Origin of the sequence: Paenarthrobacter sp. NPDC091711 (genome assembly GCF_044756605.1) — a bacterium.
GTDB lineage: Bacteria > Actinomycetota > Actinomycetes > Actinomycetales > Micrococcaceae > Arthrobacter.
On sequence record NZ_JBIVTF010000004.1, the window covers coordinates 227,646 to 248,488 of the forward strand.

The window sequence follows — 20,843 nt, forward strand, 5'->3', positions numbered from 1 at the left end:
CCATGGATTTTCTTTCGGACGTCAGTCTCGTTGATGGGCCGTTCCTCTGGTTCAGCATCGTCTGTGGTGCGGCCGGGGGGGCCTACCTCTTATGGCGGCGACGACGTTCCTGGCTGTTGCTCGTCCCCGCCAGCTTGCTGGTGGCGATAGGTGTAGTGGCGCTGGTTCATTGGATCCTTGTGGATCTGATGGCCACCTTCTCGGAGAACCTGCCGTTTCAGACTGTCGCCTGGGCGGTCCCGGCTGTGGCCGCCCTTTTCCTGTGCGTTGCACGGTTCCCCCGAAATTCCTGGCGCGGACGTTCTTTCAGCGTAGCGGCGATGCTCGGCGTTCTGCTGTTGAGCGTGGTCCAGATAAATCTGTACTTCGGGCTGAACAACACGGTCTCGGACCTGCTGGGCACTGCGGTGGCGCGCATACAACCCCTCGAAGCAAGCCTCAAACGCACTCCGGATGCAAAGCCCGGCCCCGCCCTGTCAGCATGGAAGCCCCCGGAGTCCATGCCCCGAAACGGCATTCTGCGCAAAGCTGACATTCCCGGTAGGGCGTCCGGCTTCGTCGCACGCGAGGCATACATCTACTTGCCCCCCGCCTATCAGACGGCAGAGCGTCCCAACTTGCCCGTGCTTGTCCTCTTCGCAGGCCAACCAGGCGGTCCTGCGGACTGGCTGACTGGTGGCCAGCTCCGTTCCCTGCTGGACCAATTCGCTGAAACGAACCACGGGATCGCCCCTGTCACAGTAGTTGTGGATCCCAATGGCTCAGCCAATGCCAACACCATGTGCATGGATAGCAACATAGCTTCCGTGGATACCTATCTTTCGAAGGATGTACCAGCCTGGATCACGGAGACGCTGAGTGTCTCGAATGATCACAAGCAGTGGGCCGTAGGCGGCTTCTCCTTTGGCGGCACCTGCGCCATGCAGATGGGAACCTCCCACCCGGACCTGTTCGCGTCCATTCTTCCCTTTGCCGCCGAGAGGGAACCTGCCCTGGCTAAAGACAGAAGCAAGACGATCTCGGACTCGTTTGATGGTGATGTTGAGGCCTTCGAGTCCAGGACGCCTTTGGTGCTGATGCAACAACGCGATTTTTCCGGAAGTGGCGTGTATTTGGTTTCAGGTGAGGCCGATCATGAGTTCACCGACTACATGCATGAACTCGCTGACGCTGCAAGAAACGCCGGCTTTGAAACCGAAGAACATTCCATTCCCCAGGCAGGGCACTCGTGGGACGCAGTGATACGTGGCATGCCCGGGGGACTGGACTTCCTGGCCGCCCGCTGGGAGTTGCCGCGGTGAGCCTTGACCTGAAAGGCGTTATTCAGCCAGCATTGGGGCAAGCGGGCCGGCATCTGCGTTCGACGCCGTTCACACTGGCTGTACTCGCCCTATTTGTGGGTCTGTCCTTGGTGTCCGGAAGTCTCCTGACGGGTCCGGCACAGCCGTGGCTTGCTTTTGCAAGTGTGTCGCTGGAGGGGCTGCGATCCGGGGAATGGTGGTCAATCTGGACGTCGCTGTTCTTTACCACCAATCCGTTGGCGTATGCCACGGCCATTCTCATGATTCTGTTCCTCCTGGGCCTGGCAGAGCGACACTTGGGCTCCCTCAAGGCTGCAGGGGTGTTCTTCGGCGGTCAGTTCGCCTGCGTATCAGCGTTTCTCCTCGTGACCCAAGTTGCGCAGTATCTCGGTGACGGTTGGCTTTCAGGGATGGCTGACATCCGCCTGATCGGACCTTATGGTGCCGTCCTCGCCAGCGTTTTGGCCGCCAGCGCGCTGATGCCCACCTTGTGGCAGCGGCGCCTGCGGACCGTGGTGCTCGCCATTTCCTTGCTGCTGGTGCTGTATGTAGGGCACGCAGAGACTGTGGTGGGCTTCTTGGGCGCGCTGATTGGCTTGCTCACCGGCTGGTGGATGCAAAGCAGCCAAGGCCATCTCCACCTACACAGGTCAACCAGCAGGGAAATCCGCAACCTACTTTCGCTGACCATGGCAATTTTCGCTGTGGGCCCCATTGTCACGGCTGCGGCCAAGAGCCCATCCGGACCATTGGCTCTGTTGCGGGATGTCATCCTCAACCCACTGCCCACCTTGAGCCAATTGGAGAGCAACTGCGGGGGAACCATCGACGTTGCCTGCCTTGAGATCGCCCGTCAAGGCTACACAGGGCCGTTCGGATTGGCGCTGGCTGTTGTCCCCGTCGTCTTGCTCCTGATTTGTGCCGACGGAATGAGGCGGGGACGCCGGCTGGCGTTGGGAATCGCAATCGGCGTGCAGTTGGTGGTGGTGGTGTTGTCCACGGTCTACCTTGGGCTTTTTGCCGGTATTCCGCGGCCGGCCGGGCGCCCACATGTGGGCATGCTTAATTCGGCCGTGGTTCACATTATTCCGCTGGTCTTGGTTCCTTTGGCCTTGGCACTGTTGCTGTTCGCGTACCGGGGCCATTTCCGGGTGGAGACTTCTGATGGTCTGCGCCGGAAGGTTTTCTGGCTGGTCGGGCTGACCGGGGGAGGCCTGGGCCTGGCCTATACGGTGGTGTGGTTGGCCTCCGGCGGCTTGGTTCGCGACGGCGGCCTGCTGGGTTTGGCGGCTGAACTTGCCAGGCAGTATCTCCCCGTTCCCCTGCCTGGTGTCTACCGCAAGGTCTTCGCTGAGCGCGATGTTCTGGAAGTTTTCCTCTTTTCCTATTCGGGCACCTTGTTTTGGCTCGTAGCGTTGCTCGGTGTGTGGGTGCTGCTGATCCGCGGACATCACACTGGCGGACTTGACGGCCAGTCGCGTCAGGCGGCCCGTGCCCTGGTTAAGAGGGGTGGCGACTCACTCTCATGGATGGCGCTCTGGGAGCCGAATAAGTACTGGTTCGCTCCGGATGGCAACGGGGGAGTGGCCTACCAACAGCACAGCCACGTGGCATTGACGTTGGCCGGGCCTTTCGGAGCACGGCAGCACCATGAGCTCACCGCCAAAAGTTTCTTGGATTACTGCTCCCAACAGGCGTTGACACCGTGCCTCTACTCCTGCACGGACGAGCTATGGCCCATGCTTCACGCCCGCGGATTCCGCCGTGTCTCGGTGGCCCAGGAAACCCGGCTTCGAATCAGGGGCTTGGAATTCAGGGGCAAGGAGTGGCAGAACGTCAGAACGTCCCTGAACCGCGCCGCCAAGATGGGGATCACGGCGAACTGGGGCCGGTACTCCGAACTCTCCCACGGGGTGCGTGCCCAGGTGAGTGAAGTCTCGGAAGAGTGGGCGGCCCAAAAGAGGATCCCGGAGATGGGTTTCACCATGGGCGGACTGGACGAGTTGGATGATGAGGACGTCCTGTGCTGCGTTGCGGTGGATGGCACGGGCTTCGTCTTTGGCGTGACCAGTTGGCTGCCCGTTTATGAAGACGGCGCTGTTGTCAGTTGGACGCTGGACTTTATGAGGCGGCGAGGTGACGCTTTCCCGGGGGTCATGGAGTTCCTGATCGCTTCAGCGGTTTTGCACTTGCGGGATTCCGTGGAACTGATTTCCTTGTCCGGCTCGCCCTTGGCCCGGGAAGAGGGCGAAATAGACCAGCGTTCCAATGGCTTGGCCGGAATACTTCAGGTGGTGGGTCAGGCCTTGGAACCCGTTTACGGATTCCGGTCCCTGGCGTCCTTTAAGTCCAGATTCCAACCTGAGTACAGAACGCTATACATGTATTACCAAGACCCACTGCATCTTCCCGCAATAGGACGTGCGCTCAGCAGGGCGTACCTTCCGGGATTGTCAGTCCGGCATTCCGCGCGGCTGCTCCGGAGCCTGGTTGGTTGAATTGTCAACGCCAATTCGAAGGGCCCTTTTGGTATTTCTTCATGGTTAGTAATAGTCGTTGTTGAGAAGCCTTGGATGGCGGCGGGGATTTCTGGCTTTAAGACACGTTGACCCCGGCTCGAAAGCCGGGGTCAACGTTTTGTTGTCTCTGCAAAACGCAGGGATCAACGGGTAAGACTAGACGACCGTAACGCCGGTTGCCTGGGGGCCCTTGGCTCCCTGACCGATCTCGAACTGAACGCGCTGGTTCTCATCGAGGGTCTTGAAGCCACCGGTCTGGATCTCGGAATAGTGAACGAAAACGTCGCCATCCGCGTCATCCGGGGTGATGAAGCCGAAACCCTTTTCGGCGTTGAACCACTTGACGGTTCCCAGTGCCATGTATATCTCCTCATTGTGGAACTTCAGTCCGATACACCTCGTACCGGTTTTGTTACTCCGCGAGAAGACCTGAATACCAACGAGGCCGGAGCCTGATTGATTCGCAGGAGCTTCACGCTCGCAACTGGTCTTGCGAGCATGAAAACCACCTACACAAAGACTGCTACAACACTTTCATGTGCTCTTCCGGAGGTCAACGGTCTTTTGGCCAATTCAGGAAAATTTTCGGTAAAAAGAAGGTAACGTCTGACAACTAGGACAACCACTGCCCATTGCGCATTACGCCCGTCAGTTCCAGATCCTGGTTAGTTACAACGACGTCGGCACGCAGTCCCCGGCGGAGCCCGCCAATTTCGTCGGAAAGACCAAGAACAGCCGCTGGTACCGCAGTGGCGGAACAAATCGCATCGGGAAGTTCGACGCCGGCTGCCACCGTTTTGCTGACGACTTCCAGAAGGGTGGAGGTGCCCCCGGCGATGGATCCGGTGGCATCGAGTGTGGCCACGCCGTCGCTGACGGTAACGGGGGACGGGCCGAGCATGTAGCTGCCATCGGACAATCCTGCGGCGGCCATGGAATCCGTTACCAGGACGATGTTTCCAGCCCCCACCAGCTGGAAGACGGTGGCCACTGTGCTCGGGTCCAGGTGGGTTCCGTCCCCAATGAGTTCAACAACTGCCTTTCCCTCCTGGGCCATGCGCAGGCACGCTGCCACGGGACCCGGAGCGCGATGATGCATGGGCGGCATCCCATTGAAGAGGTGCGTCACGGTGGGTAGTGAGCTGACGCCGTCGAACCCTGCTGACTCGAGTCCCTCGCGGGCCGCAGCCAGCGACGCCGCGGCTGTAGCGTCGTCGCAGTCTGTGTGGCCCAAAGAAGGGGTGACGCCATGGGAAGTCATCAGGTCCACCAACGCAGCTGCGCCCGGAAGCTCGGGGGCATAGGTCATGGTGGTCAGCTTGCCGGCGGCGGCACCCACCAGCTCGTCCATGAGCTCCAGGTCCGGTTCCAATAAGAAGTCTGGATTCTGGGCGCCGCATCGGGCGTGGGAAAGGAATGGGCCTTCAAGGTGAATGCCGGCTACGAGTCCCTCGTCCGCGAGCTTCACGTAGAGCTCGATACCTCGGAGGAGGTCTTCCCGGGGAGCGGTGACCATGCTTGCAAGGAACGTTGTAGTTCCTGATCGATGAAGGAAATCCGCGGCCTTGCGAGCCGAAGCTTCTTCGCCGCCAGGGAAGTCGCCGCCATTGCCGCCGTGGCAGTGCACGTCAACCAGGCCGGGGAACAGATAGCTCCCGCTGGGGATACCCAAGCGGACGGCGCTGTGAAAACCGTCGAACTCTTCGGGATCGAAGCCGCTGGCTGGCCCTGCATAGGCGATCCTGTCGCCGTCCACCGCAACCAGGCCGTCCTCCACCACCTCGCCGTCGCTGACAAGCGTTCCTTTGATGATTTGGTGGCTTGGCGCAGAGGAGGTGGGAAAGGGGGATGCGGCAGTCATGTTCTGATTCTAGTGGTCTGCCGCACACCCGCTGAGGGAAGCCCCTTAGAAGAGCCGTGACTCGCTGTCATCCACGCCGCGCATGGCGTCATAATCCAACGTGACGCAGTCAATACCGCGATCGTTGGCAAGCACCTTCGCCTGTGGCTTGATCTGCTGTGCTGCAAAAATCCCACGTACCGGTGCCAGCAGGGGATCCCGGTTGAGCAATTCGAGGTAGCGCGTGAGCTGCTCGACGCCGTCAATGTCGCCCCGGCGTTTCAGCTCAACAGCCACCGTGGCACCGTTCGAATCCCTGGCCAGGATGTCCACGGGGCCGATTGCGGTGAAGTACTCGCGGCGTATCAGGGAGTAGCCGGATCCCAGCAGCTCGATTTGCTCTGCAAGGAGCCGTTGCAGGTCCGCTTCCACGCCGTCCTTGATCAGGCCGGGATCGGTACCGAGATCGTGTGACGTGTCGTGGAGTTGCTCGTAAATATTGATGATGAGGCGGTCATCGGTTTTAGCGGACTGGACAGTCCACTGTTCCACCACACCTTCCTCCACTTCAGTCTCCTCCGGCGTGGTTACCCGGAGCGTGGCCGGTGGGCTCATCCAGTTCAGCGGCTTGTAGGAGCCACCGTCCGAATGCACCAGCACCGAGCCATCAGCCTTGACCAACAGCAGCCGGGTGGCGAGGGGGAGATGGGCCTTAAGGCGGCCAACGTAATCAACAGAACAACGGGCTATGACGAGTCGCACCCGCCCCACATTACCGTCTCACCCTCTACAACAGGTTGGCTGGGGCAGAATGGAAGCATGCCCCGCTCCAACCGTCCTCGTCGCAACGCGTCCAGCACACGCTCCGGCAACGCCGGCGGCAAATGGGCGGAACCGACGCCGGAGCTGGACCTGGAGCGGGCCCGCGGCGGAATCGCCAGGCGGGAAAGCGCGCCGGACGGTGACTGGATAGTTCGCACCATGACGGCCAAGAAGGCAGAAAAGCAGTACATCTGCCCCGGTTGTTCCACTGCGATCGTCCCGGGTATTGCCCACCTGGTGGTGTGGTCTGACAGCCATTTGTTTGGACAGGCCGCAGGGCTTGCCGAACGCAGGCACTGGCACACCAACTGCTGGACTGGCCGGACGTACAGATACCGCTGATTCGCTAGGCTTGGAACCATGACTTTCGATCCCGCCTCGTTCGTGTTCACCCCGCAGGATGCGCCCTCGGAGATCCGTGCTTCCACGGTCCTCCCCGCCCGCCGCGAGAATGTGGAGTTCACCACCGAAGACGGCAAGGTACTGCGGGGTGAGCTTGCTCTCCCGGAATCGGGGGAAATTACCGCCACATTGATTACGCTTCACCCTCTGCCGACGCATGGCGGGTTCATGGATTCGCACGTTTACCGGAAGGCCTCGTACAGGCTTCCGGCGCTGGCCGGAGTCGCCGTTCTGAGGTTTAATACGCGCGGCACACAATCACCGCGCGGCACCAGCGATGGGGAATTCGAAGAAGGTATTGGTGAGCGCTACGACGTCGAGGCCGCTGTGAGGTTCGCCGTTGAACGCGGCTTGCCGCACCGCTGGCTGTTGGGGTGGTCTTTCGGAACTGAACTGGCCCTGATGTACGGGGCGGTGGAGCCGGTAGCCTCGGAGATCGAAGGTGCCGTGTTGTTGTCGCCACCGTTGCACCGGGCCACGGACGTGCACCTCAAGGAGTGGGCCGAGTCCGGGAAACCGCTCACTGTGCTGGTGCCTGAGCACGACGATTATCTGCAGCCGGTGGAAGCAGCCCAGCGGTTCGCTGTGGTGCCTCAAGCCCGGATTGTCGGCGTCGATGGTGCCAAGCACCTCTGGGTTGGCGAAAAGTACGCAGCCCGAGTCTTGAATGAAATCGTCGACGACGTCACACCGGCGGGTGCCGGAGCGGACGGCCTGCCTCGGGAGTGGGCGGGGCGGGTAGCAACCAGCTAGCCCGGCAGCAACCAGCTGGCCCCGTGGCCGGTTTTTGTACAGATAATGCCCCTAAACATGATGCTTAGGGGCATTATCTGTACAAAAACCGAGAGAGGCTCAGTGCCGGTCTTGGCGGACGATGAAGACTTCCTTGATCAGCAGCATGATCGCTGCTGCCGTGGGGATGGCGATCAGCGCGCCAAGCACCCCGAGCAGGCTGCCGCCGGCAATGACCGAGATCACTGCCACCGCACCCGGTACCGCCACTGCCCGTTGCATGATGCGCGGCGAGATGAAGTATGCCTCGAACTGGAGGTAGGCGAAGTAGGCGATCGCGTAAATCACGGCCGTCTGCCAGCCTGCGGTGAGTGCTACCAGGATGACCACCACAGCGGCGATCATGCCGCCTACCAGCGGAATGAACGCAAGCAGGGCAACCACGAAGGCAAGCAGGACGCTGAAGGGGATGCCCAGGATGGTCATCAGGATGAAGGCGAAGATCGCATTCAGAAGTGCCACGCAGACCTGGCCGATGACGTAGTTGCCCACAGAATCCGTGATCGCTTCGGACAGCGCCTCAACACGTGGTCGGCGGGACCGGGGTGCGAGCCGGTAAGCCCACTTCTTCATGGATGGCAGGGCGGCCAGGAAGTAAAGGCTCAGAACCAGGACGATCAGTGAACCGAACAGGCCATTGGCCACCGTGGAACCAAAACCGACCACACCGCCGAAGATGCCGCCCATCGCTTCAGGGTCCTTGACGAATTTGTCCAGCTCAGTGGTAATGCGGTCCCGGACGCCAAATTGGCTGTCTGCGTTGCGGAAGAAATCCGAGTCGAGGAAGCTCCTGATCCATTCAGGGGCTTGGCGGACGATCTCCGAAACCTGCTCAACGATGGTGGGGATCAGTGTGGCAAAGAATCCAGCCACCGCGAGCACAAGCGCCGAGACGGAGATGAGGATGCCGGCGGGGCGGGGGACTTTACGGCCTTCAAGCCAACGCACCACGGGATCAAGTCCCAGAGCGATGAACAGTGCCGCCACGATCCACAAGATGAGTTGGGTGGTGTTGCTGGCAATGTAAAACACTGCCAGGGCAATGCCGACGCCCGCGGTACCCATGAATCCGACATATACAGGGTGCTGGGATGATATCCGCGGGCCGGGGGCGCCGAAGCCGTGGTCGTCCTCGGGCCGGAAGCCCTCGTTGCCCTCGTCGGATTCAGTTTCGGGGGGCATCTCAAAGCGCACCCGGTTCCGGGCTCCTGGGATGGGCTGACGGAGCCTTCGGCTGATGGCGGCCCACCGCCCGGTGTGAACGGGAACCGTCGCAGCGGTGCCTTCGGAGGCGGCAGTGCCCTCGGTAGGGGAATCCACCGCACCTGACCCGGGCTTATCGACGGGACGGGGCTCCATGTGGTCTTTCACGCGGTTTAGCTGCCTTTTCAGTGGTGGTACAGGGTGGACTTAGGCGTTGGAAGGCCCGGATATCATGATCATCGCCACACTATCAGGACGGCCGAATGGCGCCGGAGCGGCGCGGTGGCGGGCTTTTCGGGATGTTGGGGAGATCACCTCGATCTGACTCTCTGATAACAAAACGGTTACCCTTGAAGTTCAACGACCGCTGATGATAGGTGATCCTGTGCGTTTGAAGACTGCAGCCTTGCTGGTGCTGCTGGGCCTGCTGACGATGCTGGCCGGTATTGGCCAGCTGACTTTTTGGGCCCCCGCTGAAACCGTGACGGCTTCGGTTCCGAGCGATACCAAAGCTGCCCCGCTGACCGTGATCGACCAAAAGTTGATCGCACTCCACGACGGGCCGGTGAAGATCAAGATCCAGGGTGAGGGCAACTTCATTGTCGCCACTGGACGCCCGGACGACGTCGAAGCGTGGGTCGGTAAGACCGCCCACAACACGCTGACTGGCGTCTCCGCTGACCAGAAGTCGCTCGAAGTTTCCTCGGCAGACGGCGAGGCCACGGCGCCTTCCCCGGCTGGATCCGACTTGTGGGTCAGTACGGAGGACGCCAGCGGTGACCTTGACTACACGTGGAATCCTCCCGCTGACGGCGAGTGGTCCCTGCTGGTAGCCGGCGACGGTACCCAGCCCGCGCCGTCGTCGATTTCAATGACGTTCCCTAACAACGCCACCACCCCTTGGGCAGTGCCGCTGATTGTTCTGGGCATCATCATCATCCTGGTGGGAGCGGCGTTGCCGTTCATCGCCAAAGCGCTCGGTAATCGACGCAAAGACGGCGACGACCATGGGCCGCGTGATGGTGGAGAAACCACCTCCCTGCCCATCCAGCCGGCAACAACGCAGACGCCTGAGGTTAAGTCGCCCACGGGTGACGAAGGCCGGCGTCGTGGTGCCGGAACCGAAGGTCCTGCCCTCCGAATCACTGCTCTGGCCGCCACGCTGGCAGCAGTCATGGTGGGAGGGACGGCCATCGCTGCCCAAGCCACGACAACCCCCGAGGCAACGCCGACATCCTCTGCTGCAGCTCCTGCCGACGGCGGAACGCCGGTCATGCTGGAATCCCAGCTGCAGAGGATCCTTGAGCAGGTAGCCAGCACCGTGGACGCAGCTGATGCGGCCAAGGACGCGGCAAAGCTGGCTCCGCGCGTGGACAAAATGGAACTTCAGATCCGGACGCAGAATTACAAGATCCGCTCCACTGTGTCTGCCTACGAACCGCGTATGCCGGTCCGCGCCACCAAGCTTCAGAGCAGCGTTATCAGCACCAAACGCGACTGGCCCCGGACGGTTTTCGCCCTCACACAGGGCGAGGGGAACGTTGTGCCGCAGGTCCTGACACTCGTGCAGCTTTCACCCCGCGAAAACTACAAGCTGTGGGGCAGTGCGCCGCTTCAGCCCGGCACCAATTTCCCATCCTTCCCGGTTCCCCGCAAGGGAACAGAGCCTGTACCGGCCAATGACAGTACAGGGTTGGCCTACAGCGGTAACGAGGCTTTGGAAATCCTGAGTGAGATGCTCACCAACCCGGAGTCCCCCAACCGTAGCAAGCTGGCCGATGGGCAGTCTTCCCCGTACATCGCAGGGGCACTGGCATACCAGGCAGACACCGTAAAGAACGGAACCAGCGCCAACTTCAAGTTCACGCACACGCCGGTCACCAACCAGACCGTGGTGCTGAAGACTGCCGACGGCGGTGCCGTGGTTGTGGGGCGCCTGGACTTCGCTTTCGAGGGCACGCCCAAGGCCGCGGGCGACAAGCTTCTTCTTGAGGACGATTCAGCGGTCTTCGCGGGTGGGAAGGAAACCACCACGGGCATGGTTCTGAACTTCGCCGAATCCGTGGCCGTGTACATTCCGCCGGCAGGTTCTGCAGACCCCATGAAGCTCGTGGCAGCTACCCGCGGGCTGGTCGGAGCCAGCTTCAAGTAGGACACACCCATGGCAGGGCAGCGGCTAGAGTGGACGGTATGAGTTCGCCCGGATACCGACCCACTCCAGCCGCTGCCAGCCAGCTCAATCTTCGCGGTGCCGTTGACTTGTCGTCATTGCGCCGCCCGGCCGCCCCGCCCGCCCCCTCCGCTTCGGCGGACGGCGGATCGCCCGCCGGTGGCACCCCGCAAGGTGGCGAAAACGGCAAAGCGCCACTTCGAGTGGATGCCACCGAAGCAAATTTCCAGGATCTGGTGCAACTGTCTGCGCAGATCCCCGTGCTCTTCATCCTTTGGTCGAGCTACGCACCGGAGTCACCCGCCGTCCTCGATGCAGCCGAACGCGTTGTTGAGAGCTACGGCGGCCGCTTGGTGCTTGCGGCGGCCGACGTTGACACTTTCCCGCAGTTGGCGCAGGCCTTCCAGGTTCAGGCGGTTCCCACAGCGGTTGCTGTGGTGAAGGGGCAGCCCGTCCCGCTTTTCCAGGGACCTGCCGATGACGAGCAGATCCGTAACCTGGTGGAGGAACTTCTCAAGGTAGCTGCAGCCAACGGGGTCACCGGCAGCATGGGTGACGCTGCGACGGCGGGGGAGGACGCCGAGCCCGCACCGCTTCCGCCACTTCACCAGGCAGCCATTGACGCGATCGAGGCCGGCGACTACGCCGCTGCTGTTGCGGCCTACAAGCAGGCCCTTCTCGATCAGCCCGCAGACGCTGATGCGAAAGCCGGTCTGGCTCAGGTTGAGCTGATGGCACGGTTGGACAAGCTTTCCGCACCCGAGGCTGAGACCCTCCGCGACCTCGCAGCCAAAGAACCTGACAACCTCCAGGCCCAGTTGAGCGTTGCTGACCTGGACATCTCCGGCGGTCACATCGACGACGCCTTCAATCGCATCATCACTTTCATCGGAAGGAACTTCGGTCCCGAGCGGGAGACAGCGCGTGTCCGCCTCCTTGAGCTTTTCGAAGTTGTCGGGACGCAGGACGAGCGTGTGGCCAAGGCCCGCCAGGGGCTCGCGAGGGTCCTCTTCTAGTGCCGTCCGCGCTGTTCACGCCGCTCCAGCTGCGCTCACTCACCGTTCCACACCGTGGCTGGGTTTCGCCTATGTGCCAGTACAGCTGTCACCCGGAGACCGGAGAAGGCGTCCCTAACGACTGGCACTTGATGCACTTGGGGTCTTTTGCGGCCGGCGGTGCCGCGTTAATCCTGACTGAGGCAGCTGCGGTGAACGCCGCAGGCAGGATCAGCCCGCTGGACGCCGGCCTGTACTCCGATGAACAGGCTGCCGGGTGGGAGCGGATGGTGGCCTTTGTCCACCGGCATGGCGCCGTGGACGCCAAGATCGGGGCTCAACTCGCCCACGCGGGACGCAAGGCATCCACATACTGGCCGTTTTCCGATCGCTCCGGCTCTGTTCCGGAACATGACGGCGGTTGGGCCACCGTTGGACCAAGCAGCGATCCCTTTGACGGCTATGCTTCACCGGACGTGATGAGCGAAGAGGATATCCAGGGTGTGGTGCGCGACTTTGCCGCCGCTGCCGGCCGCGCTGTGGCCGCGGGTTTCGACACCGTGGAGATCCACGGCGCCCATGGGTACCTCCTGCACCAGTTCCAAAGCCCACTCATCAACACACGGACGGACGGCTGGGGTGGCAGCGAGGAAGGGCGCAACCGGCTGATGCTCGCGGTGGTGGATGCGGTCAGGGACGTCATTCCTGACGCCATGCCGCTTCTGCTCCGCATCTCCGCCTCGGACTGGGCCGAGGGCGGTGTTGACGTGGAGGCCTCGGTGCGCCTGGCCCGCGCCGCTGCTGAACGTGGGGTTGACCTGGTGGACGTCTCCAGCGGCGGTGCAGTGGCGCATCAACAGATCAGGGCGGTGCCCGGCTACCAGGCTGGGTTCGCCCAACAAGTAAAGAACGACGCCGGAGTCCTCACCGGAGCGGTGGGCTTGCTGACGAGCCCCACGCAGGCGGAGGACATTGTGGCCAACGGAAGAGCCGATGCCGTTTTCATGGCCCGTGCCGCATTACGGGATCCACACTGGTGGCTCAGGGCCGCCTACGAATTAGGCCATGATATTTCGTGGGTTCCGCAGTACCAGCGGGCCGTTCCCCGCCACGGCTTCTAGGACCTCCTCAGGTTTACCCTGGCACGGTTAGGCTGGGTTCATGACGGAACCACGCCATGAACCCACGTCCACATCCGAGCCGCCACAGGCTTCTGCTCCACCACAAGCTGCCCCGCCACAGGCTGCCCCACCACTGGCTGCTTCGCCACAAGAGGCCGCCCTGCCGACGCCCCAGGACGCCCCTGCCGGCGCCGCAGCGTTGGCTGCCCTGTCCATTCGCGGCCTGGCCAAACGGTTCGGCGAGAAGATCGCCGTCGACGGCGTGAGCCTGGAGGTTCCCGCGGGCTCCTTCTACGGGATGGTCGGTCCTAATGGTGCTGGCAAGACCACCACGTTGTCCATGGCCACCGGCCTGCTGCGGCCCGATTTCGGCACGGCCTTGATCCATGGGGTGGACGTGTGGGCGCGGCCGCTGGAGGCCAAGAAGCTCATGGGCGTCCTGCCTGATGGGGTGCGTCTGTTTGACCGGCTGACCGGCGAACAGTTGGTTACCTATTCCGGTCTGCTCCGCGGCATGGACCGTGAAGTGGTGGGTGCCAGGGTCCCTGAACTGTTGGCTGCCCTTGATCTTCAGGCGGACGCCGGCACGTTGGTGGTTGACTACTCGGCAGGTATGACCAAGAAAATTGCCTTGGCCTCCGCCCTGATTCACGCACCCCGTCTGCTGGTCCTTGACGAGCCCTTCGAGTCCGTGGACCCTGTCTCTGCTGCCAATATCCGCGGAATCCTGGAGGGATACGTTGCCTCCGGCGGTACGGTCATTGTTTCGAGTCACGTCATGGACCTTGTTCAGCGCATGTGCAGCCACGTCGCAGTGGTGGCCGGCGGCCGTGTTTTGGCGGCGGGTTCCGTGGACGAAGTCCGGGATGGCTCGACGTTGGAGGAACGCTTCGTGCAGTTGGTGGGCGGCGGACACCGGACGGAGGGACTGGAATGGTTGCGCACCTTCTAAGCCTCAAGTGGCGCCTGCTCCTCAACGGGTTCAAGCGCAGCCCTTGGCAGTTGGTGGGCATGGCCCTGGGGCTACTTTATGCATTGGGATTGCTGGTCCTCCTTGTTGGAGGCCTCATAGCGCTGCGGTGGGCTGATCCGGAGATCGCCCACACTGTAGTGGTATTGGGTGGAGCGGCCGCTGTCCTGGGTTGGGCCATCATTCCGCTCGTTGCTTCGGCGGCGGACATGACCCTGGACCCCGCGCGTTTCACCACGTTCGCCATTCCGCCGGGACAGCTCCTGACGGGGCTCGCCATCGCAGGCTTCATCGGCATTCCCGGCCTGGCCACTTTGCTTGCTGCCTTGGGCACTGTGGGGACCTGGTGGCGTAGTTTTCCGGCAGTGGCAGGCGCCTTGTTGGGAGCTGTACTTGGTGCCGTTACCTGCATCGTCCTGTCGAAGGTGGTCACCACTGCGACGGCCGGCCTTGCGGCGTCGCGGCGCTTCAAAGACGTCAGCAGCATTATTGTGTTCATCCCGCTGGTGCTGCTGGGGCCCATCATGCTGGGCATTATTGACGGTGTTCGCGGAAGTGCTGATTACCTGCCCGGGCTGGCCCGGGCTGTTTCCTGGACGCCACTGGGTGCTGCATGGTCTCTGGGCGGAGATCTGGAATCCGGCAATGTGGCCGCCGCAGGGCTCAAATTCCTGATTTCCGCAGCGACCATTGCCGGCCTGCTCCTGTGCTGGCATGTTCTGCTGCAGCGGGCGTTGGTGACGCCCCCGTACTCCGGAGGGTCATCAAAGAAGGGCGGAAAACTTGGGCTGTTCGGTCTTCTCCCGGGAACTCCGGCAGGTGCAGTTGCTGCCCGTGCTTTGATCTATTGGATGAAGGATCCACGGTACGCGGCATCCCTGGTCATTGTTCCGCTGTTCCCCGTCCTCTTTTTCTTCAGCGGATCACAGAGCGGCAGCTACGGCCTGCTCATGATTCTGGGCCCGTTGACCGCCTTTGTGATGGCCTGGTCCATCTGCGCTGATGTCTCGTACGACAACACAGCTTTTGCGCTTCATCTCTCAGCGGGGGTCCGTGGCCTCGACGACCGCCTTGGCCGGGCGTTGGCGTGCTTGGCAATCTCACTCCCGGTGGTGCTGGTTTTCACCGTAGGGCCGCTTTTCGTTACCAGGGAGTGGCAGTGGCTCCCGAATCTTCTGGGTTTGTCACTGGGCACTCTCTTTACCGGCCTGGGTCTCTCATCGGTGATCTCGGCCCGATACAACATCGCCGTGCCTTTGCCGGGGGACAGCCCCTTCAAGAAGCCTCCGGGAAATGTTGCCCAGACGCTGGCAGTCCAGGCCGTTGGTATGGGAGTTCTGGCCCTTCTGCTCGTCCCGGAGCTTGCGCTGGTAGCAGTCCAAGCGTTCAGCGGCGGTCCGGAAGCTGGATGGACCAACCTGGCAGTTGGTCCAGTGTTGGGCCTCATACTGTTCGTGGTGGGCATCCGTCTCGGTGGAAAATGGCTGGACGCCCGGGGTCCGGAGATGTTCGCCCAGCTCAGCGTAAATCGATAATTGTGTAACAACCGTGTCCATAGGTGGGACATGGGATAACCTCGTAGTCAGATAGCTCAAAGACCACAACTAGAAAGGCCGTGACGATGGAAGTTGTCATTCTCCCTGGCACCAAACAGATCGGTGCACTTGCCGCCGATGCCATCGAATCGCTGGTCCGCCGTAAGCCCAATGCGGTGCTGGGCTTGGCAACGGGCTCGTCCCCGCTGCCCATTTACGACGAATTGGCCAGTCGCTACGAGGCCGGGGGATTGGACTTCAGCCAGGCGCATGGTTTCGCGTTGGATGAATACGTAGGGCTTGAAGCCGGGCATCCTGAGTCCTACCGCGAAGTCATCCGGCGCGAGTTCACCAACCGGGTGAATATCAAACCGGAGAACGTCCACGGACCCGACGGTGCGGCCGAGGACCTGGAGGCCGCATGCCAGGCTTATGAGGACGCCATCAAAGCTGTGGGCGGAGTGGACCTCCAGATCCTCGGGGTGGGGACAGACGGGCACATTGGCTTCAATGAGCCCGGGTCCTCGCTGGCATCCCGTACGCGCATCAAGACGCTGATCGAGCAGACCCGGAAGGACAACGCCCGTTTCTTCGACAGCATCGATGACGTTCCCCATCACGTGGTCACCCAAGGACTGGGAACCATCATGGACGCCCGCCATGTGGTGTTGGTCGCAACAGGCGCCCAGAAAGCCCAGGCTGTCCGGGACTTCGTAGAGGGGCCAGTAGCTGCCATCTGCGCTGCATCCATCCTTCAGATGCACCCGCACGCCACGATTTTGGTGGACGAGGCGGCCGCGTCTTCGCTGAAACTGGCCGATTATTATCGGCACACCTATGACAACAAGCCGGAGTGGCAGGGACTGTAGACGGTAAGATGTTTGGCATGACTACGCTTCCTCCGGATCCATTCGAAAACGACCCCATGCGAGAGCTTTCCGGAGCCGGAACGTCCACTGCCACCATTGAGCGCGAGGAAACGCGCCAGGAAGTGGAACCCGGCGACCGCGAGCGGTTTTCGCACTACGTCCGCAAGGAAAAGATCATGGAGTCGGCCCTGTCCGGCGAGCCCGTCATTGCCCTCTGTGGCAAGGTCTGGACGCCGGGACGCGATCCCAAGAAGTTCCCGGTTTGCCCGGAGTGCAAGGAGATTTACGAAGGACTCCGCCCCGGCAATGACGGTGGAAACAACGGCGGCCCGGGCAACTCCAAGTAGTGGGTGGGCAGAGAACACCGGCCCTATCTGATCATCACCGGCTCACGGCTTCCTTTGGTGTGCCCGGAAAGCAGGAGATCATCGTCGTTGCCATCAGGCCGGGGGAGTCAGCATGACAGAAACACTTTTTGGTGGACCGTCCCTGCCTCCGGCGTACCCGGAACGCGCCGCCTGGGGCACGGCACCCAAGCTCCGTGCCTGGCAGCAGGAGGCGCTTGACCTCTACATGACCCGCAATCCCAAGGACTTCCTCGCTGTGGCTACCCCTGGCGCTGGTAAGACCACGTTTGCGCTGCGCATTGCCACCACCCTGCTGGATAGCGGAGTGGTCAACAGGATCACCATCGTTGCGCCCACCGACCACCTGAAGCGGCAGTGGGCTGACGCAGCAGCAAAAGTGGGCATTGCGATTGATCCCAACTTCAAGAACTCCGATGGCCAGCACGGCCGTGGTTTCGTGGGCGTTGCAGTTACCTACGCGCAGGTAGCAAGCAAGCCCATGCTGCATCGTGCGAAGACCGAAGCAGCCCGCACCTTGGTGATCCTGGACGAAATCCACCACGGCGGCGAAGCGTTGTCGTGGGGAGACGGCCTGCGCGAGGCCTTTGATCCTGCCGCGCGGCGCCTGTCCTTGACGGGTACACCGTTCCGTTCGGACACCTCACCGATTCCCTTTGTTGAATACGCCGAGGACCGCGACGGCATCCGCCGTTCCAAAGCTGACTACACCTACGGTTACGGCAATGCGCTGCGGGACCACGTGGTGCGTCCCGTTCTGTTCATGGCCTACTCGGGCCAGATGCGCTGGCGGACCAGCGCTGGTGACGAAATGGCGGCGTCCTTGGGGGAGGCTGCTGTTACCAAGGACATCACCTCGCAGGCATGGCGGACGGCCCTGAACCCTACCGGGGAGTGGATCCCTGCGGTCCTGGCTGCCGCGGACAAACGTCTGGGCGAGGTCCGGCGGACCGTGCCGGACGCCGGTGGACTGGTGATCGCCACGGATCATGATGACGCACGTGCGTATGCCGGTCAGCTGAAGAAATTTACGGGCCAGTCGCCCACGGTGATTCTCTCGGATGACTCCAAGGCGTCCAGCAAGATCGAGGAATTCTCCGCGGGTGACCAGCGTTGGATGGTGGCTGTCCGCATGGTTTCTGAAGGCGTGGACGTTCCCCGCCTGTCCGTGGGTGTCTATGCAACGTCAACGTCCACGCCGCTGTTCTTCGCCCAAGCCGTGGGCCGCTTTGTGCGTGCCCGCAAGAGGGGCGAGACGGCGTCGGTCTTCCTCCCATCGGTTCCGCCCCTGATGATCCTGGCCAACACCATGGAGGCAGAGCGCGACCACGCCCTGGACCGCCCGGAGAAGGACGAGGACGGTCTCTTCAACCCTGAAGAGAACCTCATGGCGGAGGCCAACCGCGAGGACAAGGCCTCGGACGAGCTCACCAAGGGAAAGTTCGAGGCTTTGGACTCCCAGGCGTCCTTTGACCGCGTCCTTTTTGATGGCGGTGAGTTTGGTACCGGAGCCGATATCGGCTCTGATGAGGAACTGGACTTCCTCGGCATACCAGGACTTCTCGACGCCGAACAGGTAGGCACGCTGCTGCGTCAACGCCAGCACGAACAGCAGTCGCGCAAGAAGCGTCAGTCACCTTTGGCGGCGGCGGCGTCTCCGGCCATCCCTGACCACAGGATGCTCATGGATCTTCGCAATGAACTGGCCAAGAACGTGGCTGCGTGGTCCGCCAGGACCGGCACACCGCACGGAGTTGTTCATACAAAACTGCGTGAAGTGTGTGGTGGCCCGGCTGTCGCCCAGGCGAACGAGGAGCAGTTGCAGGCCCGCCTGCGCAAGCTTCAGGACTGGTTTATCGGCCGGAAGTAGCTGGATCAAGAGTCAGTGGAAACACGCAAGGGCGCCGCGGTTGCGGCGCCCTTGCGGTGTCTTCAGCCTCTTCGGTCTCAGTCGCGTTCGACGTCGACGCCGGCGGCTTCCATTTCGTCATAGGTATCACTGAGGTCTTCCGCGATGCCGGCGGTGAGTTCAGCAATAACCGTGGTGCTGTATCCGGCCTGGACAGCATCCAGCGCTGTGGCCTTCACGCAGTAGTCCGTGGCAAGTCCCACCACCACCACTTCCTCGACGTCGTGGCTTTGCAGCCAGTCGTCGAGCCCGATCGCGTCCTCATCGAGGACCTCGACAGTGGCCGTTCCTGCCTTGAGGTCGCCCGTGGGGACGTCGTCTTCGGGAGCCAAAACGCCTTCGAAGCCGGAGTAGGCGGCGGTGAATTGCCCTTTCCGGAAGTAGGCGTGAATGTACTCGGGATCCAGGTCTTCGTGGAGTTCGGCACCTTTGCTCCTGGCCCTGCAGTGCGGAGGCCAGGAATCCACCATGTCCGGGTCCTCTGAAAAGTGGTCGCCGGGCTCTATGTGCCAATCCTGGGTGGCCACGATGTGATCGAAGTGTTGCTGATTGGCATCCACGTACTCAGTGATGGCACTTGCTACAGCGGCACCGCCTTCAACGGCGAGCGTTCCGCCTTCGCAGAAGTCATTTTGAACATCGACGATGATTAGGGCCCTGGACATCAATTCTCCTCGTAGATGGTGGGGATGGCAGCCTCGCCTCGCTGGAGGCGGTTCACGACGGCGGGCAGCTCGGCCATGGTGGCCGCGTGCCGTTCGCGGGCCCGGATGACGCCTTCCGGTCCGGTCCACCCTGGCAGCACTTCGCCGTTCTTGACGAACTGGTGAAGCAGCTCGCGGTCGTTGCCGTCATCTTCGGGGCGGTGGCCGATTCCAACGACTTCCTGGGTGGCACGGCCACGCTCGTTGAGCTTCCGGAGAGCGTATTTGCGTCCACCGACGCTAGCTTTGTTCTTGGCGGCCTTGGCAACGGAAATGAACTCGCCGGCATCGTTGGTGCGGCTGACCAGCTTGTAGACCATGCTGGCTGTGGGAGCGCCCGATCCGGTGACCAGCGACGTACCCACTCCGTACGAGTCCACGGGAGCTGACTGCAGGGCCGCGATGGCGAATTCGTCGAGGTCCGAGGTGACCACAATGCGGGTGTTGACGTTCCCGAGTTCATCAAGCAACTGCCGGACCCACTGAGCCTGCGCAATGAGGTCTCCGGAATCCAGCCGGACAGCGCCGAGTTTGTCGCCGGCCAACTCGACGGCGGTACGCACCGCCGTCTCAACGTCGTAGGTATCCACCAACAGCGATGTGCCGGGGCCGAAGGTGGCGATCTGAGCCTCAAAGGCTTCACGCTCGGTGTCATGGAGGAGCGTAAAGGAGTGTGCGGCTGTGCCCACTGTTTTGATGCCGTAGCGTCGGCCGGCCTCGAGGTTGGAGGTGCTGGCGAAGCCGGCAATCACGGCGGCGCGGGCTGCCGCCGTCGCGGATTCCTCCTGGGTGCGCCGGGAGCCCATCTCGATGCAGGGGCGCGATCCGGCTGCCGAGGTCATTCTTGAGGCCGCGGAAGCGATGGCACTGTCGTGGTTGAGGACCGAGAGAACGAAGGTTTCCAGGATGCAGGCTTCGGCGAACGTTGATTCGACAATGAGGATGGGGGAGTTGGGGAAGTAAGCATCACCTTCGGCATAGCCCCAGATGTCGCCGCTGAATTTGTAGTCGGCCAGGTAGTCCAGGGTTTCCTGGTTGACCACCTTGTTCTGTTCGAGGAAGGCAAGTTCTGCTTCGCCGAACCGGAAGTCGGCTATGCCCTCCAGCAGGCGTCCCGTGCCGCCTACCACGCCATAGCGGCGGCCGTCCGGCAGCCGCCGTGCGAATGCTTCGAACACCGAGCGGCGGTGCGCGGCGCCGGAGTGCAAGGCTGCCTGAAGCATGGTCAGTTCGTAGTGGTCTGTGTACAAGGAAGTTGCGGGGTGGTCCCACGACGTGGCTCTACTCACGAATTCACTCTAGTGCGAGCCGCCATAGAATGGACAG

At 62.0% G+C, this 20,843-nt stretch carries 18 protein-coding genes; 12 read left to right on the forward strand and 6 right to left on the reverse strand.

What is annotated here, in order from left to right; all coding sequences use genetic code 11:
• Window positions 1–2: 2 nt before the first annotated feature.
• On the forward strand, window positions 3–1,301 hold the full coding sequence (locus tag ACIQH5_RS08935) for an alpha/beta hydrolase-fold protein (protein ID WP_400402182.1): 1,299 nt from the start codon (window positions 3–5) through the stop codon (window positions 1,299–1,301).
• On the forward strand, window positions 1,283–3,799 hold the full coding sequence (locus ACIQH5_RS08940) for a phosphatidylglycerol lysyltransferase domain-containing protein (protein ID WP_400402497.1): 2,517 nt from the start codon (window positions 1,283–1,285) through the stop codon (window positions 3,797–3,799). Before ACIQH5_RS08935 ends, ACIQH5_RS08940 begins: the two co-directional genes overlap by 19 nt.
• Window positions 3,800–3,976: 177 nt before the next feature.
• Here ACIQH5_RS08940 and ACIQH5_RS08945 read toward each other — a convergent pair whose 3' ends face one another.
• The 3 genes from ACIQH5_RS08945 to nucS all read right to left on the reverse strand — a co-directional run bounded on the left by ACIQH5_RS08945 (window position 3,977) and on the right by nucS (window position 6,422).
• Window positions 3,977–4,180, reverse strand: coding sequence for a cold-shock protein (locus ACIQH5_RS08945; RefSeq protein WP_017199737.1), 204 nt, complete (start codon window positions 4,178–4,180; stop codon window positions 3,977–3,979).
• Between the two features lie 253 nt (window positions 4,181–4,433).
• Window positions 4,434–5,681, reverse strand: coding sequence for an N-acetylglucosamine-6-phosphate deacetylase (locus ACIQH5_RS08950; RefSeq protein ID WP_400402185.1), 1,248 nt, complete (start codon window positions 5,679–5,681; stop codon window positions 4,434–4,436).
• A gap of 45 nt (window positions 5,682–5,726) precedes the next feature.
• Window positions 5,727–6,422, reverse strand: a complete 696-nt coding sequence (gene nucS / locus ACIQH5_RS08955; protein ID WP_400402188.1) for an endonuclease NucS — start codon at window positions 6,420–6,422, stop codon at window positions 5,727–5,729.
• A 57-nt stretch (window positions 6,423–6,479) separates the two neighbouring features.
• Here nucS and ACIQH5_RS08960 point away from each other — a divergent pair, with 57 nt between their 5' ends.
• Together ACIQH5_RS08960 and ACIQH5_RS08965 are read left to right on the forward strand one after the other, a co-directional pair.
• A complete protein-coding gene (locus ACIQH5_RS08960; RefSeq protein WP_400402191.1) occupies window positions 6,480–6,824 on the forward strand; it encodes an ATP/GTP-binding protein in 345 nt (114 codons plus the stop codon).
• Window positions 6,825–6,842: 18 nt separating this feature from the next.
• Window positions 6,843–7,637 carry an alpha/beta hydrolase gene (locus tag ACIQH5_RS08965; protein WP_400402194.1) on the forward strand — a complete coding sequence of 265 codons (795 nt, stop codon included), beginning with the start codon at window positions 6,843–6,845 and terminating at the stop codon, window positions 7,635–7,637.
• Between the two features lie 99 nt (window positions 7,638–7,736).
• Here ACIQH5_RS08965 and ACIQH5_RS08970 read toward each other — a convergent pair whose 3' ends face one another.
• Window positions 7,737–9,047, reverse strand: a complete 1,311-nt coding sequence (locus ACIQH5_RS08970) for an AI-2E family transporter (RefSeq protein WP_400402197.1) — start codon at window positions 9,045–9,047, stop codon at window positions 7,737–7,739.
• 202 nt (window positions 9,048–9,249) lie between these two features.
• Here ACIQH5_RS08970 and ACIQH5_RS08975 point away from each other — a divergent pair, with 202 nt between their 5' ends.
• The 8 genes from ACIQH5_RS08975 to ACIQH5_RS09010 all read left to right on the forward strand — a co-directional run bounded on the left by ACIQH5_RS08975 (window position 9,250) and on the right by ACIQH5_RS09010 (window position 18,774).
• On the forward strand, window positions 9,250–11,031 hold the full coding sequence (locus tag ACIQH5_RS08975; RefSeq protein ID WP_400402200.1) for a hypothetical protein: 1,782 nt from the start codon (window positions 9,250–9,252) through the stop codon (window positions 11,029–11,031).
• 38 nt (window positions 11,032–11,069) lie between these two features.
• Window positions 11,070–12,065: a co-chaperone YbbN gene (locus ACIQH5_RS08980; protein WP_400402202.1), complete on the forward strand. Its 996-nt coding sequence runs from the start codon at window positions 11,070–11,072 to the stop codon at window positions 12,063–12,065.
• Window positions 12,065–13,165: an NADH:flavin oxidoreductase/NADH oxidase gene (locus ACIQH5_RS08985; protein ID WP_400402204.1), complete on the forward strand. Its 1,101-nt coding sequence runs from the start codon at window positions 12,065–12,067 to the stop codon at window positions 13,163–13,165. Before ACIQH5_RS08980 ends, ACIQH5_RS08985 begins: the two co-directional genes overlap by 1 nt.
• A 40-nt stretch (window positions 13,166–13,205) precedes the next feature.
• Entirely contained in the window at window positions 13,206–14,117 is a 912-nt protein-coding gene (locus tag ACIQH5_RS08990; protein ID WP_400402207.1) for an ABC transporter ATP-binding protein, read from the forward strand.
• Window positions 14,099–15,670, forward strand: a complete 1,572-nt coding sequence (locus tag ACIQH5_RS08995) for a transporter (RefSeq protein ID WP_400402209.1) — start codon at window positions 14,099–14,101, stop codon at window positions 15,668–15,670. Before ACIQH5_RS08990 ends, ACIQH5_RS08995 begins: the two co-directional genes overlap by 19 nt.
• Before the next feature lie 86 nt (window positions 15,671–15,756).
• Complete coding sequence (nagB, locus tag ACIQH5_RS09000) at window positions 15,757–16,539, forward strand: glucosamine-6-phosphate deaminase (RefSeq protein ID WP_400402212.1); 783 nt, start codon at window positions 15,757–15,759, stop codon at window positions 16,537–16,539.
• Window positions 16,540–16,547: 8 nt separating this feature from the next.
• Window positions 16,548–16,886, forward strand: a complete 339-nt coding sequence (locus tag ACIQH5_RS09005; RefSeq protein WP_062066438.1) for a DUF3039 domain-containing protein — start codon at window positions 16,548–16,550, stop codon at window positions 16,884–16,886.
• A gap of 112 nt (window positions 16,887–16,998) precedes the next feature.
• On the forward strand, window positions 16,999–18,774 hold the full coding sequence (locus ACIQH5_RS09010; RefSeq protein WP_400402214.1) for a DEAD/DEAH box helicase: 1,776 nt from the start codon (window positions 16,999–17,001) through the stop codon (window positions 18,772–18,774).
• Window positions 18,775–18,851: 77 nt separating this feature from the next.
• Here the strand turns inward: ACIQH5_RS09010 and ACIQH5_RS09015 are convergent, their stop codons facing one another.
• Entirely contained in the window at window positions 18,852–19,478 is a 627-nt protein-coding gene (locus tag ACIQH5_RS09015) for an isochorismatase family protein (protein ID WP_400402216.1), read from the reverse strand.
• Window positions 19,478–20,806, reverse strand: a complete 1,329-nt coding sequence (locus tag ACIQH5_RS09020; protein ID WP_400402218.1) for a nicotinate phosphoribosyltransferase — start codon at window positions 20,804–20,806, stop codon at window positions 19,478–19,480. Before ACIQH5_RS09020 ends, ACIQH5_RS09015 begins: the two co-directional genes overlap by 1 nt.
• Window positions 20,807–20,843: the final 37 nt, after the last annotated feature.